General features: G+C 71.9%; 16 protein-coding genes. 8 read left to right on the top strand and 8 right to left on the bottom strand.

The genetic code is table 11. The annotated features are described in order from the left end of the window. The first annotated feature begins 290 nt into the window (after positions 1-290). On the top strand, positions 291-2,087 hold the full coding sequence (locus ABFX81_RS26430) for an AMP-binding protein (protein ID WP_086845322.1): 1,797 nt from the start codon (positions 291-293) through the stop codon (positions 2,085-2,087). Between the two features lie 13 nt (positions 2,088-2,100). Here the strand turns inward: ABFX81_RS26430 and ABFX81_RS26425 are convergent, their stop codons facing one another. Further along, on the bottom strand, positions 2,101-3,738 hold the full coding sequence (locus ABFX81_RS26425) for a GMC oxidoreductase (protein WP_487222178.1): 1,638 nt from the start codon (positions 3,736-3,738) through the stop codon (positions 2,101-2,103). 119 nt (positions 3,739-3,857) lie between these two features. Continuing rightward, entirely contained in the window at positions 3,858-5,000 is a 1,143-nt protein-coding gene (locus ABFX81_RS26420) for a glycosyltransferase (protein ID WP_086845319.1), read from the bottom strand. 119 nt (positions 5,001-5,119) lie between these two features. Between ABFX81_RS26420 and ABFX81_RS26415 the strand changes: the two genes are divergently transcribed. Then, positions 5,120-6,358, top strand: coding sequence for a glycosyltransferase 87 family protein (locus ABFX81_RS26415; RefSeq protein ID WP_086845317.1), 1,239 nt, complete (start codon positions 5,120-5,122; stop codon positions 6,356-6,358). Here the strand turns inward: ABFX81_RS26415 and ABFX81_RS26410 are convergent. Beyond that, on the bottom strand, positions 6,316-7,641 hold the full coding sequence (locus tag ABFX81_RS26410) for an MATE family efflux transporter (RefSeq protein ID WP_086845314.1): 1,326 nt from the start codon (positions 7,639-7,641) through the stop codon (positions 6,316-6,318). The two genes, ABFX81_RS26415 and ABFX81_RS26410, sit on opposite strands and share 43 nt — an antisense overlap. A 105-nt stretch (positions 7,642-7,746) precedes the next feature. On the opposite strand from ABFX81_RS26410, the gene ABFX81_RS26405 reads away from it, so the two are divergent. Then, positions 7,747-8,277, top strand: a complete 531-nt coding sequence (locus ABFX81_RS26405) for a PadR family transcriptional regulator (protein WP_346138766.1) — start codon at positions 7,747-7,749, stop codon at positions 8,275-8,277. Between the two features lie 33 nt (positions 8,278-8,310). Here the strand turns inward: ABFX81_RS26405 and ABFX81_RS26400 are convergent, their stop codons facing one another. The 5 genes from ABFX81_RS26400 to ABFX81_RS26380 all read right to left on the bottom strand — a co-directional run bounded on the left by ABFX81_RS26400 (position 8,311) and on the right by ABFX81_RS26380 (position 13,688). Beyond that, positions 8,311-9,495 carry a hypothetical protein gene (locus ABFX81_RS26400; protein WP_346138765.1) on the bottom strand — a complete coding sequence of 395 codons (1,185 nt, stop codon included), beginning with the start codon at positions 9,493-9,495 and terminating at the stop codon, positions 8,311-8,313. Positions 9,496-9,528: 33 nt separating this feature from the next. Beyond that, entirely contained in the window at positions 9,529-10,542 is a 1,014-nt protein-coding gene (locus ABFX81_RS26395) for an NlpC/P60 family protein (protein ID WP_086839559.1), read from the bottom strand. 230 nt (positions 10,543-10,772) lie between these two features. After that, positions 10,773-11,813, bottom strand: coding sequence for an NlpC/P60 family protein (locus ABFX81_RS26390; RefSeq protein WP_086839562.1), 1,041 nt, complete (start codon positions 11,811-11,813; stop codon positions 10,773-10,775). 248 nt (positions 11,814-12,061) lie between these two features. Next, the gene (locus ABFX81_RS26385; RefSeq protein WP_086839563.1) at positions 12,062-13,411 is read right to left on the bottom strand and encodes an NYN domain-containing protein; all 1,350 of its coding nucleotides are present in this window, start codon (positions 13,409-13,411) and stop codon (positions 12,062-12,064) included. 37 nt (positions 13,412-13,448) lie between these two features. Further along, entirely contained in the window at positions 13,449-13,688 is a 240-nt protein-coding gene (locus ABFX81_RS26380) for a hypothetical protein (protein WP_020272953.1), read from the bottom strand. A 159-nt stretch (positions 13,689-13,847) separates the two neighbouring features. On the opposite strand from ABFX81_RS26380, the gene ABFX81_RS26375 reads away from it, so the two are divergent. From ABFX81_RS26375 to ABFX81_RS26355, 5 genes are all read left to right on the top strand, one after another. Further along, entirely contained in the window at positions 13,848-14,600 is a 753-nt protein-coding gene (locus ABFX81_RS26375) for a rhomboid family intramembrane serine protease (protein ID WP_086839583.1), read from the top strand. Further along, a complete protein-coding gene (locus ABFX81_RS26370) occupies positions 14,597-14,878 on the top strand; it encodes an Lrp/AsnC family transcriptional regulator (protein ID WP_030848030.1) in 282 nt (93 codons plus the stop codon). The genes ABFX81_RS26375 and ABFX81_RS26370 overlap by 4 nt, the downstream gene beginning before the upstream one ends. An 89-nt stretch (positions 14,879-14,967) precedes the next feature. Continuing rightward, complete coding sequence (locus tag ABFX81_RS26365) at positions 14,968-15,294, top strand: small secreted hydrophilic protein (RefSeq protein ID WP_086839565.1); 327 nt, start codon at positions 14,968-14,970, stop codon at positions 15,292-15,294. Continuing rightward, positions 15,221-16,735, top strand: a complete 1,515-nt coding sequence (locus tag ABFX81_RS26360) for a sensor histidine kinase (protein ID WP_428837216.1) — start codon at positions 15,221-15,223, stop codon at positions 16,733-16,735. Before ABFX81_RS26365 ends, ABFX81_RS26360 begins: the two co-directional genes overlap by 74 nt. Further along, the gene (locus ABFX81_RS26355) at positions 16,732-17,397 is read left to right on the top strand and encodes a winged helix-turn-helix domain-containing protein (RefSeq protein WP_086839567.1); all 666 of its coding nucleotides are present in this window, start codon (positions 16,732-16,734) and stop codon (positions 17,395-17,397) included. Before ABFX81_RS26360 ends, ABFX81_RS26355 begins: the two co-directional genes overlap by 4 nt. Positions 17,398-17,472 lie beyond the last annotated feature (75 nt).

Raw genomic sequence — 17,472 nt, 5'->3', positions numbered from 1 at the left:
CAAGGGTAGGTCGGGCGCTGCACTTGTGAACAGTGGCGGCCCTACCTGCGGTTACTGGCCAGTCAGTTAGTAAGTGGACTACTGTGCGCGAAGGAATACCCAACTGTGTGACGCAGCGAACATCTCGCCGGGACCCCCTGTCGTAGAAGCCATACCGGCGGGTAACGTCCGGGCAGTCCAGTCGTGCTCTGCATTTCAACAAGTGAATGCCGGAGCACCTGCCCGAGCCTTGGACCGACCGTCGCATCACACAACGTCGTGGCGCCGGCGCCCTATGAGGAGCAGCAGTCTTGCGCGAGTTCAGCCTTCCGGCTTTGTACGAGGTCCCTGCGGACGGCAATCTGACCGACATCGTCCGCAGAAACGCCGCGCAGCACCCGGACGTCGCCGTCATCGCCCGCAAGATCGGCGGCAGCTGGCAGGACGTCACGGCCACCGCCTTCCTCGCCGAGGTGCGCACGGCCGCGAAGGGGCTGATCGCCGCCGGCGTCCAGCCGGGCGACCGGGTGGGTCTGATGTCCCGCACCCGTTACGAGTGGACGCTGCTGGACTTCGCGATCTGGAGCGCGGGCGCGGTGACCGTCCCGGTGTACGAGACCAGTTCGCCGGAGCAGGTCCAGTGGATCCTCGGCGACTCCGGCGCGACCGCGTGCATCGTGGAGTCGGGCGGTCACACGGCCGCCGTCGAGTCGGTGCGCGACCATCTGCCGGCGCTCAAGCACGTGTGGCAGATCGAGGGCGGCGGCCTCGACGAGCTGGGCCGGCTCGGGCAGGACGTCACGGACCGGACGGTCGAGGAGCGCAGCTCGATCGCCAAGGCCGACGACCCGGCGACCATCGTCTACACCTCGGGCACGACCGGCCGCCCCAAGGGCTGTGTGCTCACCCACCGCAGCTTCTTCGCGGAGTGCGGCAACATCGTGGAGCGGCTGCGTCCGCTGTTCCGCACGGGCGAGTGCTCGGTGCTGCTCTTCCTGCCGCTCGCGCACGTCTTCGGGCGGCTCGTGCAGATCGCGCCGATGATGGCGCCGATCAAGCTGGGCTGCGTCCCGGACATCAAGAACCTCACCGACGAACTGGCCGCGTTCCGCCCGACGCTGATCCTCGGTGTGCCGCGCGTCTTCGAGAAGGTCTACAACTCGGCGCGCGCCAAGGCCCAGGCCGACGGCAAGGGCAAGATCTTCGACAAGGCCGCCGACACGGCGATCGCCTACAGCAAGGCGCTGGACACCCCCTCCGGCCCGTCCCTCGGCCTGCGGATCAAGCACAAGACGTTCGACAAGCTCGTCTACAGCAAGCTCCGCGCGGTCCTCGGCGGCCGGGGCGAGTACGCCATCTCCGGCGGCGCCCCGCTGGGCGAGCGCCTGGGCCACTTCTTCCGCGGCATCGGCTTCACGGTCCTGGAGGGCTACGGACTGACCGAGTCCTGCGCGGCCACCGCGTTCAACCCCTGGGACCGGCAGAAGATCGGCACGGTCGGCCAGCCGCTGCCCGGCTCGGTGGTCCGGATCGCCGACGACGGCGAGGTGCTGCTGCACGGCGAGCACCTGTTCAAGGAGTATTGGAACAACCCCGGCGCGACCGCGGAGGCGCTGGCCGACGGCTGGTTCCACACCGGTGACATCGGCACCCTGGACGAGGACGGCTACCTCAGGATCACCGGCCGCAAGAAGGAGATCATCGTCACCGCGGGCGGCAAGAACGTCGCCCCGGCCGTGATCGAGGACCGCATCCGGGCGCACGCGCTGGTCGCGGAGTGCATGGTGGTGGGCGACGGGCGGCCGTTCGTGGGCGCGCTGATCACCATCGACGAGGAGTTCCTGGGCCGCTGGTGCGCGGACCACGGCAAGCCGGCGGGTTCCACCGCGGCGTCGCTGTGCGAGGACCCGGACCTGCTGGCCGCGATCCAGGCGGCGGTCGACGACGGCAACGCCGCGGTGTCGAAGGCGGAATCGGTGCGGAAGTTCCGCATTCTGTCCTCCCAGTTCACGGAGGAGTCGGGCCACCTGACCCCCTCGCTGAAGCTGAAGCGGAACGTGGTGGCGAAGGACTACGCGCACGAGGTCGAGGCGATCTACGCCAAGTAGCGCGCGAGCGGAGTCATGGCGCGGTGTCCTCGGCGAGGACCCGCGCCATCGTGCGTTCGGCGAGGGCCGTGATGGTCACGAAGGGGTTGACCCCGATCGACCCGGGCACGAGCGAGCTGTCGGTGACGTACATCCTGGGGTAGCCCTTCACGCGCCCGTAGTCGTCCGTCGCCCGGCCCAGTACGCAGCCTCCCAGCGGGTGGTAGGTGAAGTCGTCGGCGAAGACCTTGCTGCTCGACCCGAACAGGTCGTACCGGTAGATCGTCGAGTTGGCCGCGTTGATCCGGTCGAACAGCTTCTTGGCCATCGCGACGGAGACCGCGCTGTGGGCGGCCGTCCAGCCGAGCCGTACCCCGCCCGAGCCGGTGTCGTACGTGAAGGACGCCCGCTCCCGGTTCCTGGTGATCGCCAGATAGAGACTCACCCAGTGCTCCAGCCCGGTGGGCAGCGGGGCGATCTCGGCGAACACGGGGTTGGCGGCGTTGGCCCAGTCGTCGATGCCCATGACCGGCATGGTCGACTGGTTCGCGCCGACGGTGTCCCACAGGTGGTTGGCCCGGCCGAGCATCACGTTGCCGTTGGTGCCCCAGCCGGCGCCGACAGCGGGGGCGAGATCGGGCAGGGTGCCCGTCTCCCGGGCGCGCAGCAGCAGTTCGGTGGTGCCGAGGCTGCCGCCGCCGAGGAAGAGGTACGTGCAGCCGTACTCCTTGGTCTCGACGACCCGGCCGGTGGAGTCGATGCGGTCGGCGGTCAGGACGTAGGTACCGTCCGGCGCCCGGCTGATCGCGCGGACCTTCTCCATGGTGTGGATCGTGACGTGGCCGGTGCCGAGCGCGGCGGCGAGATAGGTCTTGTCGAGGCTGCGCTTGCCGTGGTTGTTGCCGTAGATGACCTCGCCGCCGAGTGCCGACTTCGGGGCGGTGCCGGCCGCCTCGCGCGCCATGTGGCCGAAGTCGTAGACGTTCGGCACGAATGTGGTCCGCAGTCCGGCCTTCTCCGCGTGCTGGCGGGAGACGCGGGTGAAGCGGTACCACTCCGTCGACTCGAACCAGGCCGGGTCGACGGTGTTCACGCCGAGGGCGGCGCGGGCGCGCGGGAAGTACGTGCCGTACATCTCGTCGGCGTCGACGGTGGGGAACTGCTCGGTGAAGTAGGCCCGGGGCGGCGTGACCGCCATGCCGCCGTTGACGAGTGAGCCGCCGCCGACGCCCCGGCCGACGTACACGGACATCTGCGCGAAGTGCACGCGGTCCAGGACGCCCGGGTAGCGGCCGATGTCCCTGTTGACGACGTCCAGCCAGAGGAAGCTGCCCAGGGGTGCCTCGGTGCGGGTGCGGAACCACATGGAGCGCTGGTCGGGGGTGCGGGTGGAGCAGAAGATCCTGCCGTCCGCGCCGGGGGTGTTCCAGAGGCGGCCCATCTCCAGGACGAGGGTGCGGATGCCGGCCTGGGCGAGGCGGAGGGCGGCTACGGCGCCGCCGTAGCCGGAGCCGATGACGATGGCGGGGGCGGTGTCGACTGCGTTTGGCTGCGCCGCTCGGGCGGAGTCGAGGCCGATGCGGGTGAATCCCAGGGTGGCTGCGGTTTGCAGGGCTGCCATGCCAAGGATCTGACGTCTTGTCAGCTGACGCTGCGTCAGGTTTGATGTCATGTGCGCAGCATCGGCGGATTATTCGGTTCCGCCTAGTGGGGTGGCGCTTGTTCGTGGTGGGCGGGTGCGGGTCGTTCGTGGTTGATCGCGCAGTTCCCCGCGCCCCTGAAGGAAGACACCTACAGCAAGTTTTTGAGGTGCTCGGCGAGTAGGTCCCAGCGCCACTTCTCCTCGACCCACTCGCGGCCCCGCTCGCCCATCCTGCGGCGCAGCTCGGCGTCTGCCAGGAGGGTGGTGATGCGGTCGGCCGCCTCCTCGGGAGAGCCGCCGCGGACCACCCAGCCCGTCTCGCCGTCGAGGACCGCGTCCGGGGCGCCGCCCGAGTCGCCGGCGACGACCGGGAGGCCCGTCGCGGAGGCCTCCAGGTAGACGATGCCGAGGCCCTCGACGTCGAGGCCGCCGCGGCGGGTGCGGCAGGGCATGGCGAAGACGTCGCCGGCGCCGTAGTGGGCGGGCAGCTCCGCCCAGGGCACGGGGCCCGTGAAGCGGACGGAGCCCGCGACGCCCGTGTCGTGGGCCAGCTTGCGGAGGTCCTTCTCGTAGGGGCCGCCTCCGACGATCAGCAGCACGGCGTCCGGCTCGGCCGCCAGGATCCGGGGCATGGCCTGGATCAGGGTGTCCTGGCCCTTGCGCCGCACCAGCCTGGAGACGCACACCACGACCGGGCGGTCCGTCAGGCCGAGCCTCGACCGGATCTCGTCACCGCCCGAACCGGGGTGGAAGGTCTTCTCGTCGACACCCGGCGGCAGCTGCGCCATCCGCGCGGCCGCCTGCGGGCTGAGCGCGCCGGTGATCCGGGAGCGCGTGTACTCGCCGAGATAGGTGATCGTGTCCGTGGAGTCGCCGATCCGGCGCAGCAGCTGCCGGGCGGCGGGGAGCTGTGCCCAGCCGGCCTCGTGCCCGTGCGTGGTGGCCACCAGCCGTTCGGCGCCCGCGCTCCGCAGCGCCGGCGCCATCAGGCCGAGGGGGGCCGCCGCCCCGAACCACACCGAGGTGCACCCGTGCTCCCGCAGCAGCCCGGCGGCCCGCCGGGTGACACGCGGCGTCGGCAGCAGCATCGTCGTGCGGTCCCGTACGACGGTGAAGGGCTGCTCCGCGTCGAAGGCGGCGGTCGCGTCCACGCCCTCCCGGCTCCGCTTCCAGGTCGACGCGTAGACGACCAGCCGCTGCGGGTCCAGCCGCAGCGCCATGTTGTGCAGGAACGCCTGGATGCCGCCCGGCCGGGGAGGGAAGTCGTTGGTCACGATCAGGGTCTTGCGCACGCCGCCGACCCTACCGAACCGCCCCTCACGGCCGTACGCGCCGGCAGGTGTGGCACGCTCACAGCAGTCGGGGACATCATGGCCTCCTCGACACGGCACGCGGACGGGGCAGGGATCAGGTGAGGACGACGGGCGCGAGGCGGTCCCTGGCATGGCTGCCGGTGACCTGGTGTCTCACGAGACTGGTGCTGCTGCTGTTCGTGCTGAAGGTGTACGTCTTCCCGGGCCCGGACGTGACGAGCGACGTGTCCGTGATCTACCAGGGCTGGTACGACGTCCTGCGCACCGGAACGTTCCCTCACCAGGACGTCACCTGGCAGTACCCGCCCGCCGCCGCCCTGGCGATCCTCTCCCCCGGCCTGCTGCCCTTCCTGCCCTACGCGACCGCGTTCTACGTGCTGGTCTGCGTCACCGACCTGGCCGTCCTGGCCCTGCTGGCGTACGCGGGCCGGCGCCCCGGCAGGTCGCTGCGCGGCGCCTGGGTGTGGGTGGCGGGCGTGCCGCTGCTCGGGCCGACGGTGTACGCGCGCTACGACGTGATGGTCACGGCGGTGGCCGTGGCGGCGCTGCTCGCGGGCGCCCGGCACCCCAAGGTGATGGGGGCGCTGGCCGCGTTCGGCGCGCTGCTGAAGGTCTGGCCGGCGATGCTCCTCCTGGCTGCCCGCCGGCCCGCCTCCTGGGTGTCGGCCGTGGTCACCGGCATCGCGGTGACGGGCGTGTTCGTCCTGGCCATGCCGGGGGCGTTCGCCTTCCTGACCTTCCAGCGGGACCGGGGCACCGAGGTGGAGTCACTGGGCGCGCTGGTCTTCCACGTCGCCCGGCACTTCGGCTGGGAGGGCGAGGTGCGGCTGAACTACGGCTCGATCGAGTTCCTCGGGCCGTACGTGAGCGAGGTGAGCACGGGCGCGCTGTTCCTGACGGGGGCGGCCTTCGGCTGGCTGCTGCTGTGGCGGCTGCTGGCCCGGAACTTCGAGGAGCACACGGTCGCCGACGCGGCCTTCGTGGCGGTGCTGATGTTCACCACCACCAGCCGGGTGATCAGCCCGCAGTACATGGTGTGGCTGGTCGGGCTGGCAGCGGTCTGCCTGTACTTCCCCGGGAGCCGGATGCGGCTGCCGGTCGGGCTCGTCCTGGTGGCGTGCTTCGTGACGGTGCTGGAGTTCCCGCTCTACTTCGGGAACGTGGTGGCCAGCGACGGGCTCGGGCTGACCTTGCTGTTCCTGCGCAACGGCCTCCTGGTGGCCGCCGCGCTCCTCGCGGCCCGCGCCCTGTGGCGGGCGACGGTGCCGCGCACGGCCCCCGCTGCCGTGCCCGCTCAGCCCACCACCCGCACCGACGAGACCCCGGTCTCCACCTGAGCCGGAGCCCGCCGGAAGAGCATGCCCGCCAGCCCGCACTGCACCGCCGTCGCCACCGCCAGCGCGAGGCACACACCGGGCAGCCCGAGCCCCGTCAGGCCGTACGCGAGCGGCAGCTGGACCGCCGTTCCGAGCACGGTCACGCGCAGCAGCCTCGGGGCGTCCCCGCCGCCCTCGAAGACCCCGCCGAGCGCGATGAGGCAGGCCGTCAGCAGCAGGTAGGGCCCGACGCAGCGCAGGAAGAGCACGCCCTCACGCGCGACCCCGGGCCCGGCGCCGAAGGCGGCCATGAGCCACGGGGCGGTGACGGCCAGCAGTACGGCCGCGGCGAGGCCGACGGCTCCGGAGACCCGCACGGCCTGCCGCCCGATCTCCCGCCGCGCATCCCTCCCCTCGCCCCGCGTGTGCGCGGTGTGGATGGACGCGGCCTGGCGGACGGCGTAGAAGGCCATGGTCGCCACGTACATGACCTTGTAGGCGATCGAGTACGCGGCCACCGCCGTCACCCCGAGCCGCGCGACGATGGCGACCAGGACCAGGGCGCCCGCCTGGCGCACGGTGAAGTCGGCCGACATGGGCAGGCCGGTGGTCAGCGTCCGGCGCAGGGAGACGGCCGGGGACTCGGTCGGCGCCGTGCCGCGGGCGCTCCGCAGCAGTGCGTTGCGCCGGACGGCGACGAGTCCGGCCCCGAGTGCCACGGACCGGCACAGCACCGTGGAGGCGGCGGCGCCCTGGACGCCGTAGAGGTGGATGAAGAGCGGGTCGAGGGCCAGGATCAGGCCGTTGGACAGCAGGGCGAGGCGCAGCGGGGTCCTGGTGTCGCCGGTGCCCTTGAGGATGCCGTCGACGAGTTGCTGGGCGAAGAAGACGGCCATGCCGGGCATGGAGAGCGCGAAGTACGCGACGGCGAGCGGGAGGGCGGCGCCGTCGGACCCGCCCAGCACCAGCCGGGCCAGTGGTTCGCGGCCGAGCAGACCGCCCGCCACCACCACGGGTGTCACCAGTGCCCACAGCGCCCAGCCGCCGCGCACGGCCGCCCGTACGGCGGCGGGGTCGCGGGCGCCCCGGGCGTGGGCGACCAGCACGGTCGTGCCGGAGCCGAAGACCAGGGCGACGCCGAGCAGCACGTTCTCCGTGGTGGTCGCCACGGCCACGGCGGCTACTGCCGGACCGCCCAGCCGGGCGACCCAGACGGTGTTGATGATCCCGGCGGCGACGGACGCCAGGAGCGAGAAGTAGACGGGGCGGGCGAGCTGGAGGAGTTGCTTGCGGTGGGCGTTCACGGCGGATGTCCCCCTGGGTCCTGGTGAACCTCGATACGAGCTAACTCGATTCGAGGTAGCTCGTTAAGAGGTAGCATGGGCGCTCACGCACTCGCAAGGAGGACCATGCTGGAGCTGTCGATCCTGGGCTTCCTTGCCGGGGAGCCGCTGCACGGCTATGAGCTCAAGGAGCGGATCAAGGCGCTGACCGGCCATGTCCGGCCTGTGAGCGACGGCGCGCTCTACCCGGCGATCACCCGCCTGGTCGGGGCGGGCCTGCTCGACCAGCGCACCGAGCCGGGCGCGAGCGCGGCACCGCGCCGGATCCTCGCCCTCACCGGCAAGGGCCGCGAGGAACTGCTGGAGCGGCTGCGCCACCCGAAGCAGACCGAGATCACCGACCACGTCCGCTTCAACACGGTCCTGGCGTTCCTGCGCCACCTGCCCGACCGGCGCGAGCAGGCCGCCGTGCTGCGCCGCCGGCTGGACTTCCTCGAGACCCCGTCGAGCTTCTTCTACGAGTCCGGCAAGCCGGTCCGCGCCGAGGAGGCCGACGACCTGTTCCGCCAGGGCATGCTGCGGGTCGCCCGAGCGACGGGCGAGGCGGAGCGCACCTGGCTGCGGGAGGCCATCGCACAGCTCGAACAGCCGGGATGAGGCAGTGGGCGGTCCGTTCCGGCCACGGCCGGGTCAGCCCAGCTGGACCCGCAGATACTCCCGCCACTCCTGCGAGAAGGCCCCCGGCGTCGTCCCCAGTACCTCGCGCATCGCCTCCTCCACCGCCCCGGCGCGCTTCCGGTGCTCGCCGACGGCCCGGTAGAACTCGCCCAGCCGGGCCTCGCCCCAGCGGTCGGCGATCAGCCGGCAGGCCGTCCAGCCGCTCTCGTAGGCCCGGGCGAGACGGCTCGCGTCGCCGGTGAAGCCGAAGTCCTTGTCGGCCGGGAGGGCGGACGGGATCCGGCCCTGGGTCACCGCGCGGGACAGTTCGGGCGCGGCCTCGCGCGGCGTGCGGCCGGTGGCCCGGTAGCCGACCCAGTCGGCGTACCCCTCGGACAGCCACAGGGGGGTGGCGGGGGTGGTGTGGGCGCGGGTGGCGACATGGGTCGTCTCGTGGGTGACGACGACCTGCTCGCCGAACGTGCCGAGGAGTGAGAACGCGTCCGGGTTGACGATGACGCGGTCCGCGGGCGCCTGCGCCGGTGCGCCCGTCTCGCCGGTGGTGACCGCGGCGATCCCGCGGTAGGAGGAGGCGGGCGAGCCGAGCAGCCCCGCCATCCCCTCCAGTGACTTCGGTACGAGCAGGACGACGCGTCGGCCCCAGTCCGTGCCCCACGCCTCCGAGACGGCGGGCACCGCACGGTCGGCCAGGTCCGCGAAGCCGCGCAGCGACCGGCCGGACTGCCCGACACCGAGGACGAGGCTGCGCTCGCCCCGGACGACCTGTACCGCCCCCTGGTCCCACAGCTGCTGGGCGGACTTCCTCGCGGGCCGGTCGGCGTCGACGGACCACCGACCGTCCGCGTCGCGGCTGAGCCGCAGGGTGCGGCCGGCGGTCACCGGCGCCCGGTCGTACCCCGCGACGCGGTAGCGCAGTTCGGCGTCGGCGGTGGCCGTGTCGCCGGTGCGGTGCAGGCCGGTCACGCGGTACGCCCAGTCGGCGAGGGGCAGCGCGCGCAGACGGGCGAAATCCGCCGCCGTGCCCGTGCGCGCGTAGGCCCGCTCGTCGCGGTCGAGGACCGCGACGGCCCGCCGGTCGAGGAGCCGCTGGACGTCGGCCGTGGCGCTGTCGGCGGCAGGCCGGCCCCCGCATCCGGTCAGGAAGACGAGCAGCAGAACGAGCGCCACCACCGGGGACCCCGACCTTCGACCAGCCACGTTCCCGATCGTACGGGCGCCCGGCCGCGCCGGTCAGACCCTGGTGACCGACGAGACCGGCATCATCCCCACCGGGTCGTAGCGCACGGGTGCGCCGGGGTACGGCGCGTGAATGACCTGGCCGTTGCCCATGTACATCCCGACATGGCTGGCGTCACCCCGGTAGACGACCAGGTCACCGGGGCGCGCCTCGGACAGCGGGACCTGCCGGCCGGCGAATCGCTGGGCCTGCGAGGTGCGCGGCAGAGAGACCCCGGCCTGCGCGTACGACCACTGCGTCAGGCCAGAACAGTCGAAGCCGGAGGGGCCGTTGGCGCCCCAGATGTAGGGCTTGCCGAGCGCGCTGCGGGCGGCGGCGACGGCGGCCGCTCCGCGCCCGGAGGCGGCGGTGGCGCCGCCGAGGTCGGGAACGCCGTCGCGGCCGGAGCGGGAGGCCCGGTCGTAGGCGTCGCGCTCGGTGTCCGGAAGGGAGTTGAGCAGCCGCCGGGCCGTGGCGAGCTTCCGCTCGACGGTCTTCTTGTGGGCGGCGACGGCCTTGCGGCTCTTCTCCAGTTCGCGGAGCTTGCCGGCGGTCTCCTCGCGGTCCTGGGCGAGTTCGCGCATGGCCTCCTGGAGCTCCTTCAGCTCGCCGGCCTGGTGGGCCGTGACGCGGTCCAGCCGGGACGCCTTGTCGAGGTAGTCGTCCGGGTCGTCGGAGAACAGCAGGGCGAGGGACGGGTCGATGCCGCCCGACCGGTACTGGGCGCCGGCGAGCGAACCGAGCGACTCCCGCATGGAGTTGATGCGCTGCTGCTGCCGGGCGATCCGGTCCCGGGCGGTGCGGACCTCGTCGCGCAGTTCGCCGGCGCGCTCGTCGGCCTCGTTGTAGGCCTCGGTCGCCTTCTCGGCCTGCTCGTAGAGGCGGTCCACCTCGGCCGGGGTGTCGTCGTACGGTGCGGCCAAAGCGGGTACCGCGCCCAGGGCGGCGGCCGCGACGGAAAGCAAGCTGACCGCGACAGTGGCGCCCCGGTCGAACCCGGACGGTGCAAGGCGGCGATGGGACCCCACGGGAAGCCGCTCTCCTTCCGCTGACGGACTAGGAAACGCGGCAGACAGTAGCCCCGCGACGGGGAGACGCCAACGACCATCCGTGGGTATGCGGCACGACGCCCCGCCACTGACGCAGGTCACTGGCGGGGCGTGGGCTCAGTCGAGGCCGGCGCGATTCGCCCGAACGGCGGACACGGTGTCCTGATCTTGGAGACGCCGGGGGCCGGTCGGGGCCGTCGTGCGGAACGTCAGACGCGGACGCCGAACATGAACGGGCCGCCGATGGTGTCCATCGACTCGTAGCGGACGACCGTGCCGGTGCGCGGGGCGTGGATGATCTGCCCGTTGCCGGCGTAGAGGCCGACGTGGTGCAGGTCGTTGAAGAAGAAGACCAGGTCGCCGACCTTGAGCTGGCTGACCGAGTAGATCTTGGTGCCGGCTCCGGTCTGCGCCTCGGAGGTGCGCGGGATCTGCACGCCGGCCGCGGCGTACGCCCGGGAGGTGAGGCCGGAGCAGTCGTAGGAGCTCATGCCGGTGGCGCCGTAGACGTACGGCTTGCCGAGCTGGCTCTGGGCGAAGGCGAAGGCCGCGGCGGCCCGGCCCGAGCCGGGCGGGACGTCGGCGGTGAGGGCGTCGCGTGCGCTGTCGCGGCTGGCGCGGTCCTCCTCGGCCTTCATCTGCGCCTTCTCGGCGGCGGTGAGGGTGTTGAGCAGCTTCTGCGCGGAGGCGAGCTTGCTCTGGACTTCCTTCTTCTTCTTGCCGAGTTCGGTGCGGGTGGAGGCGAGGTCCTTGAGCTTCTCGGAGGCCTCGGCGCGCTCCTGGGCGAGTTCGCGCTGCTTGTCCTGGACCTTCTTCAGCGCCTCGACCTGCTGGCTGCTCAACTGGTCGAGCGTGGACGCCTTGTCGAGGTAGTCGTCCGGGTCCGCGGAGAGGAAGAGCTGCACGGAGGGGTCGATGGAGCCGGTCCGGTACTGCGACGCGGCCGCGAGACCCAGGCTGTCGCGGAGCTCGTTGAGCTCCTCCTGGCCGCGGGCGACGTTGTCCTGGATGGTGGAGATCTCCTTCTGGAGCTTCTCCTGCTTCTCCTTGGCCCCGTTGTACTTCTCGGTGGCGTGCTCCGCCTCTTCGTAGAGCTTGTCGACCTTGGCCTTGACCTCGTCCTTGCTCGGCTTCTCACTGGGGGCCGCGTTGGCGGCCTGCGAGCTGAAGGCGACGGCAGCGGCGGCGGCTGTGGTCAACACGGTCACACGTGCGCGGCTCGGCTGCTTGGGACGACGGTGGGACGCCACGGGTGACAAGCTCCTTCTCGGCCCCTCCGCCGACGCTCCCAGTGAGCGATCACCCGAGCGGAGGTTCGGGGCCTGACCCTAGTGACCTTCCTGTGATCAGTTCAAATCCTCAGATGAAAAATCGCGTCACGGTAGGCCAACTTTTCCCCTGGACCCACAGGCAGTGAGGCACAGTTGACTCACCGTGGCACACATGTCTCATCAATTCGGGCATCAGGCCCGGACGTTACGCATCGCCCGTACGGTTGCTAGCCTCGCGAAAGGCGCTTCAGCAGCATCGCCGAGGCCACGGGACGGGCGCCCGCGCGGGCCACGCCGTCGGCCACCTCGCGGTCGGTGGAGGCCACGATGACGGGCCGGCCGGGCGGTTCGGCGCGCACCAGCTGGCGGATCAGCTCGTCGGCGGTGACGCCCGGCTTCGAGAACAGCACCCGCACCCCGCGCGGCGGCGCGAGCAGTACCGGCGCGGCCAGTTCGGCCCCGTCGAAGACGCACGTCACCTCGGCGCCGCTCTGTGCCGCCAGTTGCGAGAGCTGCCCGAGCAGCCTCAGGCGCTGCTTCTCCAGCGGCATCTGGGGATAGCCGGTCTTGGTGACGTTGTAGCCGTCGACGACCAGATGGGCCTGCGGCAGCGCCAGCAGCTGGTCCAGGACCTGCGGGTCGTTCTCGGACAGGGCGCGGGCGGCGATGTCCTTCGGGCTCATCCGGCCCGGCTCGACGGCGTCCACGGTCTCGGCGGGCCGCACCGACACCGGCGGCAGGGCCAGCTCGCGCCGGAGCCCCTGGGTGGCGTCCAGCAGGGTGTCCAGCAGCAGTCGTACCCGCATGTCCTCGACGCTGCGGCCCTCGCGCGCCGCCCGGCGCGCCGCCTCCAGGGCGGCCTCGGTCTCGCTCAGCCGCGCCTTGAGCCGCCGGGTCTCGCTCTCGGCGGCGGACACCTGGGCCTGTCCCTCGGTACGGACGGCCTCGATCTCGCCGTGCGCCTTGCGCAGGGCGGCCTCGCCGCGCTTGACGTCGCTGAGGGCGGCGCGGAGCTTGCGGTGCAGCGACTCGGTTTCCTTCTTGGCCGATTCCAGCTCCGTGCGCAGCCGCTCCGTCTCGGCCCTGGTGTGGTCACGGGCCCGGGCCAGCTCGGCGCGCAGCCGCTCCAGCTCGGCCCGGTTCTCCTCGTCGGCCCGCTCGGCGTCGGCCCGCTGGGCCTCCTCGCCGGCGGCGGTCACGAGCTTCACCCAGTCGAGGGGCCGCAGTACGTAGGCCGCGGCCGCCACGTCGAGCGGATCCGCGGCCGGGGGCGGGGAGCCTGAGTCGAGGGCGCCGGTCAGTTCCGGCTGGGCCTCTCTGAGCTTCTCCCCGATGCGCTGCCGGAACAGCGGGTCGGTCTCCAGCGCCGCGGCCATGGCGTTGCCGGCGAACTTGGCCCGGCGGTTCGGGGCGAACCGGGCGTACTGCCTGAGCTGCGCGGGCAGCTCGCCGACGGTCAGCGAACCGAAGCCGTCGGAGACGATCTGGACGACCCTGCGGCGCACGCCGTCGGGCAGCGGACGGTCGAGCACCTCGGCGGCGCCGTCGCCCGGCCCCCCGCCCGTGGTCTCCACCATCCGTCACACCCCAATGCCTGTGCGGGGCCAGCTCCCGTCAGGAGCCGGCACCCGGCCTGTCCACGAGTTCCACCTGGTCCACCGCGTTGCACCAGCGGCAGCGCACCGACTCGATGGTCTCACTGAGCACCTCGCGCTCCTCGACCTTCGGCTCTCCGGCCAGGTCGAGGTGGACGTACTCGACGACCTTCGACGAGCGGGTCACGTCGAACCTCGTGAGGTTGCCGCAGAGGGCGCAGCGCCACCGCGTCGAGGCGGTCGGCAAGGGAACCGTCATCGTGGCCTGTTCTCTTTCCTTCTAGTGTCCGTGACGCCACCGGCATCCCCGGTGCGTGTGGCTCGTAACCCTACGGCCTGGCGGGTCCTCGCCGCCCACGCGTCCACGGCGGCGAGGCGGTCTGTGCCGTTGCGTCCGGTTACGTCATGCTCTGTGTTCATGATCAGCAAGTGGAGTGCGTCGATCGTCCGGGCCGGCAGATCGGTCCGGGGGTCGTCGGCGCCGGTGACGTACTCACTGATCGCCCTGTGCTGCGCGGTCTTCCTGGCCGGACCCGGCTCGGGCCTGAACCCGGCGTACGGCACGGGCGACGACCTGCTCGCCGCGCAGCGGGCCTATTTCCGGCGCTGGGGCGTGATCCCCGCAGAACTGTTCGAGGGGTCCGCCGGATCGGCTCTCACCCCCGCGACGGCCCTCTTCGTCCACGGCAGCTGGGTGCACCTGCTCGGCAACATGCTCTTCCTCTACGTCTTCGGGGCGATGACCGAGGAACGGATGGGCCGGGCGCAGTTCACCCTGTTCTACGTCGGCTGCGGCTGTCTGGCCCTGCTGGGCTACGCCGCCGTCAACGCGGACTCCGAGCAGCCCCTGGTCGGTGCCTCGGGGGCGATCTCGGCGGTCCTCGGTGCGTTTCTCTACCTGTTCCCGCGGGCCAGGGTGACCAGTCTCCTGCCGTTCCTCTTCTTCCTGCCGGTGCGCTTCCCGGCGTGGATCGTGCTGCCGTTCTGGGCGGCGCTCCAGTGGCTGGCGGCCGGACGGGCCTCGGACGGCCCGGGCGTGGCCTACCTCGCCCACCTGGTGGGCTTCGGCCTCGGCTTCGGCTACGCCTCGGTCCGCTACGGCCGTCCCGCCGGCCCCACTAGAGTGAAGACCGCCCCTGCTCCGGCCCCCGAGGGAGAGAACCAGCCGTGATCACCGCGATCGTCCTCATCAAGACCAGCGTGGACCGGATCCCCGAGATCGCGGAGTCGATCGCGGCGCTGGACAGCGTCAGCGAGGTCTTCTCCGTCACCGGCACCTACGACCTCATCGCGATGGTCCGGGTGAAGGAGCACGAGGACCTGGCGGAGGTCATCCCCGGCCGGATCAGCAAGATCCCCGGCGTGGAGGGCACGGACACGCACGTGGCGTTCCGTACCTACTCGCAGCACGACCTGGAGGCGGCGTTCTCGATCGGGCTCGACAACTGAGGAACCGCCCCTGAGCGCGGACCCCGGATGAAGAGTTCTTCATCCGGGGTTCATCATCGGCTCCGGGTTCCGTCCGCAGGATCAGGCACATGGCATTCTCCCGTCGTATGGCCGCCCTCTCCGCGGTCGTGCTGATCCCGCTGGGCATCGCCGCGACCAGCTACGCCCTCGCGGACAGCCCCGAGGCGCCCAAGGTCCCGTCCCAGCAGGTGGAGCTGGACAACAGCTCCACCACGCCCACCTCCACCCTCACACCCCCCGCGAAGTCAACGCCGCCGGAGCCCACGCCGGGCGACGAGGGCGTCTCGCGGCCTCCCGTGACCGACAGCTCAGCGAGTGACGATGACGACGACGACCGCGGCCGGGGCGCATCGGACGACGGACCGGGCGACGACGACGCCGGCTCCGACAACTGACTCCGGCCGCCGGCGCGTCTCCGCCCGGGTCCGCATCCTGCTCTGGCTGCTGCTCGTGATGGCGGTCGCGCTCGCCTCCGTCGCCATGACCACCCGCTCGTTCCTGCTGCGGGACGTCGACAACCGGATCAACCGTCTGCTCACCCAGGAGACCGGCGAGTTCGCCAACTTCGAGGAGCAGGGCGGGGATCCGCGGACGGGCCGGCCGTTCACCGACGCGGACCGGCTGCTGACGGTGTTCCTGGAACGGCAGAACCCCGACGCGGACGAGGAGCTGATCGGCCTGGTGACCAGGACCGACGGCAGCCTCCGGCCGCTCCGCCAGCCGCACGACGTGCCCGTCGCCCTGCCCCTGGACCGGGACGTCGACGCGCAGCGCCGCATCTTCGGCTCGCCCGCGTCCTCCGGTGTGCTGCACCGGCCGGAGGGCGAGATCCGCTGGGCCAAGGTCACCGTGGCCCAGCAGGGCCGGGAGCCGGACGCCGCGTTCGTCGTCGCCTTCCACCCGGAGCGCGAGCAGGCCCGCGTGAACAGCGTGTTCCGCACGCTGCTCGGCATCTCCGGGGTCGCCCTGCTGCTGACCGTCGGCATCGCCTGGGCGGTCGCCGGGCGGATCCTCAGACCCGTGCGGGTGGTGCGCACCGCGGCGGCGCAGCTCACCGAGCAGGACCTCACCCGGCGGATCCCGGTGCACGGCAACGACGACATAGCGGCGCTCGCCGACACGTTCAACGGCATGCTCGACCGGCTGGAGCGCGCCTTCGCCGCCCAGCGCGAGTTCGTCGACGACGCGGGCCACGAGCTGCGCACGCCCATCACCATCGTGCGCGGCCATCTGGAGCTGATGGGCGACGACCCGGCCGAACGCGAGGAGACCGTCCGGCTGGTGACCGACGAGCTGGACCGGATGAGCCGCATCGTCGAGGACCTGCTGCTGCTCGCCAAGGCCGAACGCCCCGACTTCGTCTCCCCCGAGCCGGTCCAGGTCGCCGAACTCACCGCCGACGTCTACGTCAAGGCCCGCACGCTCGGCGAACGCGACTGGCAGCTCGACGGGGTCGCCGACCTGGAGGCCGAGCTGGATCCGCAGCGGATCACCCAGGCCATGGTGCAGCTCGCGCAGAACGCGGTGCAGCACACCACGCCCGGCCGGACCATCCGCATCGGCTCCCGCACCGACGGCCCGCACCTGGAGCTGTACGTCGCCGACTCCGGGCCCGGTGTGCAGCCCCAGGACACCGAGGTGATCTTCGAGCGCTTCCGGCGCGGCACGGCCCGCCGCGGCGCCCGGGGCTCCGGCGCCGGGCTCGGTCTGTCCATCGTCAAGGCGATCGCCGAGGGGCACCGGGGCCGGGTACGGCTCCACGGCACCCCCGGGGGCGGCGCCACCTTCGCCCTCGTCCTGCACGCGCCCCGGGCACCGGAAGGGGACCCCACGTGAACCGCATCCTCATCGTCGAGGACGAGGAGCGCATCGCCTCCTTCGTGGAGAAGGGCCTGCGCTCCAACGGCTTCACCACGACCGTCGTCACCGACGGCGACGCGGGCTACGAGTACGCCCTGACCGGCGGCTTCGACCTCGTCGTCCTGGACATCGGGCTGCCCGGCCGGGACGGTTTCACGGTCCTGCGCGAGCTGCGCGAGGCGCGGGTGACGGTGCCGGTGATCGTGCTGACCGCGCGGGACTCCGTACGGGACACGGTGGCCGGTCTCGAGGGCGGCGCCGACGACTGGATGACCAAGCCGTTCCGCTTCGAGGAGCTGCTGGCCCGGGTGCGGCTGAGGCTGCGGACGGCCGCGCGGGCCCCGGAGGTGACGGTCCTCAGGTCCGGCTCCCTGAGCCTGGACCTCCGCACGCGCCGGGCCCGCTCCGGGGAGCGGACCGTCGACCTGACGGCCCGTGAGTTCGTGCTGCTGGAGCTGTTCCTGCGGCATCCCGGGCAGGTGCTGTCCCGGGAGCAGATCCTGTCCCATGTGTGGGGGTACGACTTCGACCCGGGGTCCAACATCGTGGACGTGTACGTGCGGACACTGCGCAAGAAGCTGGGGGCGGAGCGGGTGGAGACGGTACGCGGGATGGGATACCGGCTGCCCACCGGCTGAGGGGCAGGGCGTTGGCCCGGGCGAAGGCCCGGGGAAAGCCCTGGTGAAGTTCCTTTCATCTTCGGCTCATCGACG

The sequence above is a fragment of the Streptomyces coeruleofuscus genome (genome assembly GCF_039532725.1).
Classification (GTDB): Bacteria; Actinomycetota; Actinomycetes; order Streptomycetales; family Streptomycetaceae; genus Streptomyces; species Streptomyces coeruleofuscus.
This window is presented reverse-complemented; position numbering and strand designations above follow the sequence as displayed.